This window comes from Nocardiopsis sp. iso_237 (genome assembly GCF_056173345.1).
In genome coordinates, this window is the sequence record NZ_CM149669.1 from 1,417,030 (window position 1) to 1,428,799 (window position 11,770).

10 protein-coding genes are annotated in these 11,770 nt (G+C 73.3%); 5 read left to right on the forward strand and 5 right to left on the reverse strand.

The window, feature by feature from the left end:
* Positions 1–36: 36 nt before the first annotated feature.
* Positions 37–1,578 carry a BCCT family transporter gene (locus AC0VYM_RS06500; RefSeq protein WP_475460099.1) on the reverse strand — a complete coding sequence of 514 codons (1,542 nt, stop codon included), beginning with the start codon at positions 1,576–1,578 and terminating at the stop codon, positions 37–39.
* A gap of 279 nt (positions 1,579–1,857) precedes the next feature.
* Positions 1,858–2,376, reverse strand: a complete 519-nt coding sequence (locus AC0VYM_RS06505) for a MarR family winged helix-turn-helix transcriptional regulator (RefSeq protein WP_475460102.1) — start codon at positions 2,374–2,376, stop codon at positions 1,858–1,860.
* Between the two features lie 239 nt (positions 2,377–2,615).
* On the opposite strand from AC0VYM_RS06505, the gene AC0VYM_RS06510 reads away from it, so the two are divergent.
* From AC0VYM_RS06510 to AC0VYM_RS06525, 4 genes are read left to right on the forward strand one after another with little or no spacing between them, the layout of a single operon-like run.
* A complete protein-coding gene (locus AC0VYM_RS06510) occupies positions 2,616–3,659 on the forward strand; it encodes a polyprenyl synthetase family protein (protein ID WP_475460105.1) in 1,044 nt (347 codons plus the stop codon).
* 52 nt (positions 3,660–3,711) lie between these two features.
* Positions 3,712–5,175, forward strand: coding sequence for a phytoene desaturase family protein (gene crtI / locus AC0VYM_RS06515; RefSeq protein WP_475462958.1), 1,464 nt, complete (start codon positions 3,712–3,714; stop codon positions 5,173–5,175).
* Positions 5,175–6,131, forward strand: a complete 957-nt coding sequence (locus tag AC0VYM_RS06520) for a phytoene/squalene synthase family protein (RefSeq protein ID WP_475462959.1) — start codon at positions 5,175–5,177, stop codon at positions 6,129–6,131. The genes crtI and AC0VYM_RS06520 overlap by 1 nt, the downstream gene beginning before the upstream one ends.
* Positions 6,132–6,177: 46 nt before the next feature.
* Positions 6,178–7,185: a Rieske (2Fe-2S) protein gene (locus AC0VYM_RS06525; RefSeq protein WP_475460107.1), complete on the forward strand. Its 1,008-nt coding sequence runs from the start codon at positions 6,178–6,180 to the stop codon at positions 7,183–7,185.
* Here AC0VYM_RS06525 and AC0VYM_RS06530 read toward each other — a convergent pair.
* Positions 7,149–8,732 (reverse strand): FAD-dependent oxidoreductase, encoded by a 1,584-nt coding sequence (locus tag AC0VYM_RS06530; RefSeq protein WP_475460110.1) that lies wholly within the window; start codon positions 8,730–8,732, stop codon positions 7,149–7,151. The genes AC0VYM_RS06525 and AC0VYM_RS06530 overlap by 37 nt on opposite strands.
* Complete coding sequence (locus AC0VYM_RS06535; protein ID WP_475460112.1) at positions 8,729–9,463, reverse strand: class I SAM-dependent methyltransferase; 735 nt, start codon at positions 9,461–9,463, stop codon at positions 8,729–8,731. Before AC0VYM_RS06535 ends, AC0VYM_RS06530 begins: the two co-directional genes overlap by 4 nt.
* A 65-nt stretch (positions 9,464–9,528) precedes the next feature.
* Between AC0VYM_RS06535 and AC0VYM_RS06540 the strand changes: the two genes are divergently transcribed.
* The gene (locus AC0VYM_RS06540) at positions 9,529–10,761 is read left to right on the forward strand and encodes a lycopene cyclase family protein (protein ID WP_475460115.1); all 1,233 of its coding nucleotides are present in this window, start codon (positions 9,529–9,531) and stop codon (positions 10,759–10,761) included.
* Here the strand turns inward: AC0VYM_RS06540 and AC0VYM_RS06545 are convergent.
* Entirely contained in the window at positions 10,751–11,683 is a 933-nt protein-coding gene (locus AC0VYM_RS06545) for a MerR family transcriptional regulator (protein ID WP_475460117.1), read from the reverse strand. The genes AC0VYM_RS06540 and AC0VYM_RS06545 overlap by 11 nt on opposite strands.
* Between the last annotated feature and the right edge of the window lie 87 nt (positions 11,684–11,770).

The window sequence follows — 11,770 nt, forward strand, 5'->3', positions numbered from 1 at the left end:
GGTGATCCGTCCACCGTCAGGAACGAACTCTGGACCCTACTCTGCCCGGTCTCCGGATCGGGAGCGATCCTCGGCCCGTGATCTCTTGGGTTCACCCGGGGCGCGTTCGCTGGCCAGCCCCTTGAACAGCCCCGCCGCCATGAACAGCAGGATCACCGCGAAGGGCAGACCGGTGATCACCGAGGCCGCTTGAAGCGCCGACAACGCGTCGTCGCCTCCGGCCACCAGGAGGATCCAGGTGACGCCGCCCAGGCAGACGGCCCAGAAGCCGCGCTGGAAGCGGCTCGGGTTGCGGGTGCCGCCGTTGGTCAGCATGTCCACGACCAGCGAACCGGAGTCCGCGGAGGTGATGAAGAAGATGGCCACGACGGCCAGCAGCCACACGGCCGCGATCATCGCGACCACACCGGAGATCGGCAGGGCGTCCAGCAGTGTGAACGCCGCCTGGGCCTCGTCTCCCTCGATGAAGTTGGCCCTGCCCGCGAGGTCGTAGAAGAGCCCGGAGCCGCCGAACACGCCGAACCACAGCACGCAGACGCCGGTCGGGGCGAACAGGGCGCCGATCACGAACTCACGGATGGTGCGTCCGTAGGAGATCCTCGCCAGGAAGATGCCGACGAAGGGCGCCCAGGAGATCCACCAGCCCCAGTAGAAGATGGTCCACGCCTGGGTCCAGGCGGCCGCCTGCTCGTCGACCCGGGGGCTCGGGAACGAGAGGCTCCACGAGACGAGGTTGCTCAGGTACTCGCCGGTGGCGGTGGTGGTGCTCGCGATGATCCAGAGCTTGGGTCCGACCGCGAACACGAAGGCGAGCAGGATGAACGCCAGCCAGAGGTTGATCACCGACAGGCGGCGCAGTCCCTTGTCGATGCCGGAGAGCACGCTGAACAGCGCCACACCCGTGATCACCGCGATGATCACGGTCTGGATCAGCGCGTTGTTCGGAATCCCGAACACCTCGGTGAGTCCGCCGTTGATCTGGAGTGTGCCCAGGCCCAGCGACGTGGCCAGGCCGAAGATGGTGCCGAACACCGCGAGGATGTCGACGATGTTGCCGGGCCAGCCGAAGGCGCGGTCCCCGAGCAGCGGGTAGAGCGCGGAGGCCGGGCGCAGCGGCAGACCCTTGCGGTAGGCGAAGTAGCCCAGGGACAGGCCGAGCGCGATGTAGACGGCCCAGGGATGGAAGCCCCAGTGGAAGAAGGTGAGCGCCAGCGACTCCGCCGCCGCCTCGGGCAGAGGAGCGCCGTCCTGACCCGGCATGAGCGCGGCGTCGCGCGGCCAGTGCAGGTGCTCGATGGGCTCGGCCACGCCCCAGAAGACCAGGCCGATGCCCATGCCCGTGGTGAAGAGCATGGCGAACCAGGCCAGGGTGCTGAACTCGGGTCGGGAGTCGTCCGGTCCGAGCCGGATGCCCCCGTACTTGCTGAGCATCAGGAACACGGCGGTGACCACGAAGAACACCGTCGACAGGACGTAGATCCAGCCGACCTTCTCACCGATCCACGTCCGGGTGGCCTCAGTGGCGTCCAGCATGGGGGTCGTGAACGCCACGCCCATGATGATGAAGGCGATGATCACGACGCCCGAAACGCCGAAGACCGTGGGATTCGTCTTTTCTTTTATGTATGTGCGCAGGGACGAGATGGTGTCTCCTTCCCGACACCGCCGGGGGATTGGGCGGTGTTTGGGAGAGTGCCGGTCCCGCTGCCGGCCACGGATGGGTCCCGTGGGATGTTAGGGCCGTTGGTCCCTGGCAGCAAAGTAAAGCCGCGAGTTGGAGTGTTCCGACAAAAACGGCATGACGGACTTGAGTCCCGTGTGGCGCCGCCGTTGCGGGACGGAGGGGTGCTCCGAGGGTCAGGGGCGGGGTGGCAGTGAGGTGATCAGAGCCTCAAGCGTGAGGCCCGCGCGGTCCAGCCAGTCCGCGATCACCTCGAGTTCCGCCTCGTCGTACCCGGAGTGCAGGTCGGTCATGGCCTTGCGCATGCCCGGGGCGGGAGGACCGAGCGCGGCCTCGGCGCCCTCCAGGAGCCGCACCGCGATCTTGCGTCGGTCCAGCGGGTGCGGGGCGCGCTCGACCAGTCCGTGCGCCTCCAGGCGGTCCACGACGCCGGTGACGGAGCCGGTGGACAGGCAGAGGCTGTCGGCGATCTCGCCGGGTGTCATGGTGCCGCTCGCGCGCAGGAGTGTGTAGCACTGGAAGTCGGTCGGGTTCATTCCCGAGCGGTCGGCCATGCGGTGCAGAAGCCGGACCAGGCGCACGGCGAGCTGCTGTCCGTCGTTCTGGAGCGCCTCGTACAGCTCCTCACGCGTCCTGTGACCGCGGCCGTCTCCGAGTGCCTTCCCAGGCGGCTCGGCCCTGGGCACGGTGTCCATGGATCTCCCTACCGCTCCGTGAACGGTCCCTCCGGTCACTTGTCGTCGAGTCTAGGCCGCCCTCCAAGTGTCGCCTGGCCCCGGAGGGGAGCGCGTGAAATGATCCCCAGAGTAAGATGCTCGGTTTCCAAGGTATTTCCCGAAAAATCGGACACTCGCCGGGGGTAGCCATCACCGTCTCGCCTGCGGACACACTGGAGGAACCGCTTCCCACCGACCTGGACGGTGTCCGGGACGCGGTGAACGCACTCCTGGCCGCGTACCTCGGACACAGGGTCGCGGCGGCGCGGGCGGTCGACGGGGACTTCGCGGACGAGCTCTGCGCGAGGATGTCCGCCTTCACACTGCACGGGGGCAAGGGCCTGCGCTCCGTCCTGGCCTGGTGGGGATGGCTCGCCGGTGGGGGCGCCGCCGCGGGGCCCGGCGCCAGGTCGGCCCTGCGGGCGTGTTCGGCGGTCGAGGTGCTCCAGTCCTTCGCCCTCGCGCACGACGACGTCATGGACGCCGCCCCGCTCCGGCGCGGTTCCCCCTCGTTCCACGCCGTGTACACGACACAACACCGTGAGAGGGGACTGCGCGGGGACGCGCGCCGGTACGGCGAGTCCCTGGCGATCCTGGTCGGCGACCTCGCCATGGTCTGGGCCGACGACCTCCTCCACGAGTCCCTGGCCGACCTGCCCGCCGGGGCCGCCGCGCACGCGGTGTGGCGGGACATGCGGACCGAGGTCATCGCCGGACAGTTCCTCGACCTCGGCGCCCAGGCCCGCGGCGACCGCTCCGAGGAGAGGGCGGTGCGCATCGACCAGCTCAAGACGGCGACCTACACCGTCGAGCGACCCCTGCACATGGGCGCGGTGATGGCCGGGGCCGACAAGGCCATCGTGACCGCCCTCCGGGCCTACGGCACCGATGTGGGCGTGGCCTTCCAGCTCCGGAACGACCTGATGGACGCCTACGGCGCCCCCGACCACACCGGGAAACGGACCGGTGAGGACCTTCGGGAGGGCAAGAACACGCTCCTCCTGGCCTGCGGCGTCCGGAGGGCGGCGGAGGCGGGGGACCTCCCGGCCCAGCGCGTCCTCGCCCGGGTCGGACACCCCTCCGAACGGGTGGACGCCGAGGAGGCGGCAGGCGTGCTCGACCGGATCGGCGCCCGTGGGGAGGTCCGCCGCCGATGCCGTTCGCTGGCCGAACGCGGACTGGGGCGGATCCGCGGACTCGATCTCCACCCCGCCGTCTCCGAAGGACTGCACCGCTTCGCCGAGGCGGCGGCACGTACGTGAAGCCCGCATGGAGAGGATCGTCGACGTGCCCGTGAGGAACGGTAGGGACCCCGTGGTCGTGGTGGGGGCCGGTCTGTCCGGGCTCTCCTGCGCCCTCCACCTGCTGGGCGCCGGACGCGAGGTGGTGGTGCTCGAACGCGAGGACCACCCCGGCGGGCGCGCCGGGCGCCTGGACATGGACGGTTTCCGGGTCGACACCGGGCCGACCGTGCTCACCATGCCCGAACTCCTCGACGAGGCGTTCGCCGCCGTCGGGGAGTCCGTCGGTGACCGCCTCGAACTCCTGCCGCTGACCCCCGCCTACCGCGCGTCGTTCACCGACGGCTCCACCGTCGACGTGCACACCGACCGGGAGCGGATGGCCGCCGAGGTGGCCCGGGTCGCGGGCCTGCGGGAGGCGGTGGGCTACCTGCGTCTCCGGGACTGGCTCACCCGCCTGTACGAGGTGGAGATGCGGTCGTTCATCGACGCGCGGTTCGACTCACCGCTCGACCTCCTCGGCCCGGACCTCGTCCGACTCGCGGCGATGGGCGGATTCGGCCGACTGTCCCGGGTCGTCGGCCGCCACCTGAAGGACGAGCGCCTGCGCCGGATCTTCTCCTTCCAGTCGCTCTACGCCGGGGTCGCCCCGGACCGGGCCCTGGCCGCCTACGCCGTCATCGCGTACATGGACACCGTCGCGGGCGTCCACTTCCCGAAGGGCGGTATGCGCGCCATGGGCGAGGCCCTGGCGGGCGCCGCCGCCAAGGCCGGGGCGGTCCTGCGCTACGGGGAGTCGGCGCACCGCCTGGAGCGTCGCGGAAACCGGGTCACGGCGGTCGTCACCGACCACGGGGAGCGCCTGGCCTGCGACCACGTGGTGCTCACCACCGACCTGGCCGCCGCCCACCGGCTGCTCGACCACCGCTCGCGTCGCCCGTTGCCGCACCGGTACTCCCCGTCCGCCGTGGTGCTCCACCTGGGCACCGACCGCACCTGGGACCACCTGGCCCACCACACGATCTCCTTCGGCACGCAGTGGGAGCGCACCTTCACCGAGATCATCGACGAGGGCCGGACCATGAGCGACCCCTCACTCCTGGTCACCCAGCCCACCGTCACCGATCCGACCCTGGCACCCGACGGCCACCACCTCCTGTACGTCCTGGCGCCCGCGCCCAACCTGGCCGCGGCCGACATCGACTGGGACAGCGAGGGCCCCCGCTACCGGGACCGGATCGTGGCCGTCCTCGAAGCCAGGGGGATGACCGGCCTGGACGCGTCCGTACGTGCCGAACGCCTGGTCACGCCCGCCGACTGGGCCCGACAGGGACTGGCCCGGGGCACCCCCTTCTCCCTCGCCCACACCTTCGCCCAGACCGGGCCCTTCCGGCCGCGCAACACCGTCCCCGGAACCGCCAACGCGGTCCTGGCCGGGTGCGGGACCACGCCCGGGGTGGGTCTGCCGACCGTCCTCATCTCGGGGAAACTGGCGGCCGCGCGCGTCGTGGCCGGAACGGAGCAGCGCGCACGATGATGACCTCAGCCGTCGGGGAACTGGACGCCGCGGGGATCGCCCCGGGACGGTTGCGAACCGACTACCTGCGGTGCCGCGCGCTGCACGCCCTCCACGGCCGCACCTACTTCACCGCCACGCGGGTGCTCCCGCCCGGGCGCCGCCCCGGCATCCACGCCCTCTACGGGTTCGCGCGCTGGGTGGACGACATCGTCGACGAGCCCGGCGCGGACACGACCCCGGACGACCAGCGCGCCCGCCTGGACGAGATCGGGGCCGACCTGGAGACCGCGTTCACCGGAGGCGAGCCGCGCGAGCCGGTGCTGCGGGCACTGGCGCACACGGTGGAGAGGTACGGGCTCCCCGCCGACTACTTCACCGCGTTCATGGCCTCGATGCGGATGGACCTCGACACCACGGACTACCGCGACCTGCCCCACCTGCGCGAGTACATGTACGGGTCGGCGGCGGTGATCGGGCTCCAGGTCCTGCCGGTCCTGGGGACCCGCGCGCCGAGGGAGGAGGCGGCGCCGCACGCGGCGGCGCTGGGGGAGGCCTTCCAACTCACGAACTTCCTCCGCGACGTGGCGGAGGACCTGCGCAGGGGCCGCGTCTACCTGCCCGCCGACGTCCTGGCGGCGCACGGCGTGGACCGGCCGCTCCTGGAGCACTGCGCGCGCGTCCGTCGGCCCGACCCGCGCGTCCGGGGCGCCCTCGCCGCGCTCGTGGAGGCCAACCAGGCCTTCTACCGTGAGGCCGAGCCGGGCGTCGCGATGCTCTCGCCGGTCGCCCGACCGTGTGTCGCCACCGCCTTCCGGCTGTACCGCGCCATCCTGGACGAGATCACCGCCGCCGACTACGACGTGTGGAGCGTCCGCCACCGCGTCTCCGACACCCGCAAGCTGGCGGTGGCCGCACCCGCCCTGGCCCGTGCGCTCTGGGCGCGGACCGTGCCCCGACCGAGGGTCGGCACCTGATCCTCCGCGCCGGGAGGGGCCGCCAGAGGCCCGTTGAGGAGGTCCCATGACACTGCCCGACCCCGAGCCCCGGCGTCTGCCGCTGCGGCGCATGCCCAGGAGCGTGTGGGCGCGACAGGACCCGACCTGGCGCGAGGCCTCGCCCTCCGTCATCGGCGGAGCGCTCAAGCGTGCCCTGGCCCGGCCCTCCGGGAACTGGTTCGTGCTGGCCGCCAGCTCCGAGGTCCGGACGGACCGCCCGTTCGGTCGTGTGGTGTCCGGAACCGAACTCGTGGCCTGGCGCACCCCGGACGGTGCCGCGCACGCGGGCCCGGGCGCCTGCCCCCACCTGGGGGCGCCCCTGTGCCGGGGCGCGGTGACCGAGGGGAACCTGGTGTGCCGCTGGCACGGACTCTCCCTGGGGTCCGGGGGCATGCCCGGCTGGAGCCCGTTCCCGGTGCACGACGACGGCGTGCTCGTGTGGGTCCGCCTGGACGAGTGCGGGGGCGAGGAGCCGACGGAGGCGCCGGTGGTCCCGGAGCGTCCGAGGGCCGACGCGAGCATCGCGGCGGTGGAGAGTCTGGCCGGACGCTGCGAACCGGAGGACGTGGTGGCCAACCGGCTCGACCCGTGGCACGGTTCGTGGTTCCACCCCTACTCGTTCGTCGGCCTGAGGGTCACCGAGGTCCCGGAGGGAGCGGACCCCGACCCCGACCGGCTGGTGGCGGATCTGGGGTTCCGGGTGGCGGGCCGCTGGGGCGTTCCGGTGCGGGCCGAGTTCACCTGCCCGGAACCGCGCACGGTGGTCATGCGCATCATCGAGGGGGAGGGTACGGGCAGCGTGGTGGAGACCCACGCCACCCCGCTGGGCACCGACCGCGACGGGGTGCCGCGCACCGCCGTGATCGAGGCGACCGTGGCCGTCTCCGGGCGCACCGGCTTCGCCCTGGCCCGGCGCGCGGCGGGCGCGGTGCGTCCGGCGATGCGGCTGGTGGCCCGCCGTCTGTGGAAGGACGACCTCGCCTACGCCGAGCGCCGCTACCTGCTGCGGACCTCCGGTCGCTGGCCGGGCTGACGGAAGGACCGCGCCAGCGCGGCCAGGACCGGGCCCCGCCCTCGCCGGGGCACGGTCCACAGGTCGTGCCCGGTCGACCCCCAGAGCGACAGCAGCGCGTTGGCGGCGCTCAGCCCCGTGGTGGCCGCTCCCTCCATGAGGGCGACCGGCAGGTCGACGCGGACGTGGTCGCCCGCGACCACCAGGGTGGGGTCCGGCGTGGTCACCGCGCAGCGGTCCCGGTAGCCCCCGGGAGGGAACAGCGCGCAGTCCGCGCGCAGCTCGTGCCGCGAGTCCACCGCGCGCGCCGGGGCCAGCTCCGGGTAGACCGCCGCCGCCTGCTCCCAGAGCGACTTCCGCTCCAGGTCGGGGTCGTGGTCCTCGGGCAGCGCGTAGGCGTGCAGCTCCACCACGGAGCCTCCGGTGCGCGCGGCCCACGCGCGTGCCTGGTCCTCGTAGCGGTCCAGGACGCTCACGTTGTCGAGCGTCGGATATCCGGCGGTGGCCAGGAACGCCTGCCGGTGCGGTCGCACCGGACGGTCCAGCCAGTACCGGGACACCAGGAACGGAGGAGCGGAGACGATCCCCGCGACCCGGTCCCGCCAGGCTTCCGTCCCGAGTCCGGGGGAGGCGGCCACCAGGGCGCGCAGCCCGCCCGGGTCGGTGGCCAGTACCACCGCGTCGAACTCCTCGGACTCCTCCGGGCGGGTCCGACCGGCGTCGCGCCAGGTGACCGCGTGGCGCAGGTGCTCCCCGCGGGTGACCCGCCCGACCCGGACCCCCGTCCGGAACCCGACCCCGGCCCGGCGCAGGTAGCCCTCCAGGGGGTTCCACAGGGCCTGGGGGAAGGGCGAGCGCGGCACGTCGAACACCAGGCCCTCGGAGGAGCCCAGGAAGTAGACGTGGAACATGACCGCCATCTCGGCGGCGGAGAGCCGTTCGGGAGCGGCGAAGAAGCTCCGGCTGAAGACCTCGAAGGCCAGGTGCTGGGCGGTGCGCGGAAAGCGGGTGACCTCCAGCAGTTCCCGGGCGCTCCGGTGCCCCAGGCGGTCGTGCACCCCCGGGACGTCCACGTCCAGTAGCTGGAGCACCGCAGGGAGGTTCACCGCGGCCAGTTCCGGGACCGGGAAGCTCCGGCTCGAGACCGCCAGTGCGAACGCGTTCCACGGCGGAGTGGTCGGAAGGCCCGAGAAGCGGTCACGGGCCCCGGAGCGGTGCACCAGCGGGTAGTCCGCCAGCGGCACCAGCGAGTCCAGGCCCGGGTCCGCGCGCCGGATCAGCCCCCGCAGGTTGTAGTACTGGCGGAAGAAGGCGTGGAACCCGCGGCTCATGGTCGCCGTGCTGCCGTCGGCCAGCGTGGTGTCCCACCCTCGAAGGCGTCCGCCCAGACCCTCCTCGCGCTCGAACACCACGGTGTCCACTCCGCGCTCGGCGAGACCGCACGCGGCCGCCAGACCGGCGATGCCGCCGCCCACCACCGCGACCCGGGGCGCGTGCTCCGGGCGCCGCCCGGACGGGGCGGGGGCGACGATCCGCTCGGCCCGGGGGTCGTTCACGTCGGGGTTCACGGCCGGGCGCCGACGAAGGTGTGCGTGATCCCGTAGCGCCAGCCCGGCATCGGCGCGCTGGCCACCGACCCCAGCCCCGCCGCCCGCATACGGTCCAGCAGGGCGCCGCGGCCGTCGAAGTCCAGGACGCTCCGCCAGAGGTAACGGAAGAGGTCGTCCCGGCCGGTCAGGGCCCGGCCCGCGGGGATCACCACGCCCCAGCACACCGCGCTCCACACCGCGCGGGCGGAGACGGAGTCCGCCACGGAGTACTCGTGCAGGGCCAGCCGCCCGCCGGGACGCAGCAGCGCGCGCACCCCCGCCAGGAAGGCGTCCGGATCGGGGACGTTGCGCACCAGGTAGGAGGCGAACACCGCGTCGGCCGGTCCGCCGACCACCTCCTCGGCCCACTCCGGCGTGAGGTCCTGGGCGCGCGCCAGGTGGAAACCGACGCCGCTCGGCCAGCCCTTGGCCTCCGCCTCGCGCAGCATGCCCTCCGAGGAGTCCACGCCCACGATCCGGGCCATGGGGTACTCGCGTGCGAGGGCGGCGGTCGAGGCCCCCGTGCCGCAGCCGAGGTCGACCAGCACCTGACCCGCGCCCCGGTCCGGCAGGAAGAGTCGACGCGCGGACGTGCGCAGGTCCCGGTGGTAGCCGGGACTGGACGCGACCAGGGAGTCGTAGGCCGGTGCGGCGTGGTCGAACTCGTCGGTCACGGCGGCGGTCTTCATCCGCTCGGTCGGGGTGGTCATCGGTCCTCCGGAGACGGTCGGGGTGGACGGGGGACTTCGACCGCCGCAGGGGCCATGCTGGGACGATGGCCGACTACGACGTGGTGATCATCGGAGCGGGGGCCGCAGGGCTCACCCTGGCCCATCGCATCGGGCAAATCAACGATCGGCGCGACCCACCGCTCAGAACGGCGGTCCTGGAGCCTCCACCCGGCCCGCACACACCGCCCCCTCGGACCTGGTGCTTCTGGGAGTCCGGTCCGGGCCCCTGGGACCACCTGCTCGCCGCCTCGTGGGAGGACCTGTCGGTCATCGGCCCGGACGGAGGGGAACACCGCTCCCCGGCGGGGCCGTACGCCTACAAGATGCTGCGTTCCACGGACGTGGACGCGCACGTGCGCGCGTCGGCGGGTGAGGGGGTCGAGTTCCTGCCGCTGTACGTACGGGACACGGAGGACGGACCCGCGCGCGCCACCGTCCGGACGCTCACGCCGGAGGGGGAGGACCTGCGCCTCACCGCCCGCTGGGTCTTCGACTCACGGCCCCCCGGTCCGCCCTCCGGGGGACGCACCCGTCTGCTCCAGCACTTCCGGGGGTGGTTCGTCCGCATGCCCGACGACGCCTTCGACCCCGCCGCCGCGGTGCTCATGGACCTGCGCCCGCCCCAGCCCGAACACGGTGTCGCCTTCGGCTACGTGCTCCCGCTGTCCCGTCGCACGGCCCTGGTCGAGTACACCGAGTTCGGCCGGGCCGCGCTCACCACCGCCGAGTACGAGCGCGCCCTCACGGACTACTGCGAGCGGAGCGGGCTGCACGGCTTCGAGGTCACGGCCTCCGAACAGGGGGCCATCCCGATGACCGACGCGCGCCTGCCCACCAGGGTGGGTCGGCGGCTGTTCCGGGTCGGTACGGCCGGGGGCGCCACCCGGCCCTCGACCGGGTACACCTTCAGCGGCACGGCCCGCCAGACCGCCGCGATCGCGCGGGCGCTGGAACGGGGCCGGGTCCCGGTCCCCCCGGTCCCGCACCGCCCCAGGCACCTGGCCATGGACGCCGTCATGCTCCGGGCCCTGGACAGCGGCAGGGTGTCGGGCGCGGACTTCTTCACCCGGCTCTTCGCCGCCAACCGCCTCGGGGACGTGCTCGCCTTCCTGGACGGGGACTCGCGCCCGGGTCGCGAGTTCGTGATGGGGCTGACCACGCCGGTCGCCGCGATGTCCCTGAGCACGGCCGACCACCTCTGGCACTCGCTGCGCTCGGCGGTCCCGGCCCCGGCGCGCGGGGCGCCGCCGCGGCGGCGCCGGGGGGTCAACCGCTGAGTGTCCGCACGCTCTCGGCCAGGGACCCCAGGTGCCCGTCCGCGAGCCGCAGCGCGTCCCCGACGTCGCGCCAGCCGGGTCCGGCCGTGTAGAGGGCGGTGCGCTCGGGTGCGGAGACCGTGGCGCGGGCCGTCGCCACCAGCGTCTCCGTGTCGTGCTCGCCGCCCGTGTGACACCACAGGACCACCGCGCGCGGGCCGATCCGGGCGACCGTGCGGACGGTGGCGTCGGTCGGCGTGCAGGGCCCCAGGACACGGTGGGCCAGTCCCGCCTCGCGCAGGGACGCGGCCAGCGCCTCCACCGGCAGGCTGTGCATCTCGTGGGGCACGCAGGCCAGGACCACGGGACGGACGCGCGGTCCGGGGCGCGCGGGCGGGGGCGGCACACGGCGCAGCACCGAGGACACGCTCCACGAGAGCAGGTGCTCCACCTCCACGTAGCGCCGTGTGTCCTCCCACCGGCGGCCCATGCCGTACAGCAGGGGCATCGCCAGGTCCTCCCAGGCGGCGACGGTCCCGTAGCGCTCCACGGCCGTCTGGAGCAGGTGTTCCACCAGGTCGGAGTCCATGCGCATGGCGGCCCGGGCCACGCCCCGGAGGGTCGGGGTGTGCTCGCGTCCGCGCGTGGGTACGGCGTCGGTAGGCCGTGGAACGGGGTCCGGTGCGGGGGCACGCGGCCCCGGAACGGGGGCGGCGGGGTCCGTGGAGAGGACCCGCCGGGCGGCCTCGGCCGAGGGCACGCCCTCACCGACCAGGTGGCACAGGGCGCGGAGCCGGGCGATGTCCGCCGGTGAGTACCGTCGGTGCCCGCCCGGGCTGCGCTCACGCGGACCGATCCCGTAGCGCCGGTCCCAACTGCGCAGGGTGGTCGGCGCGACCCCGAGGAGGCGGGCCGCGGCCCCCGGGCCGAGTGCGTCGGTCATGGCACCCCAACACGTTGCGAAAGCGGTGCGACTTGTGACGCGAGTCGCTGACCTCCGACTCTAGAACCTGAGAGCACCGAAAGGGGC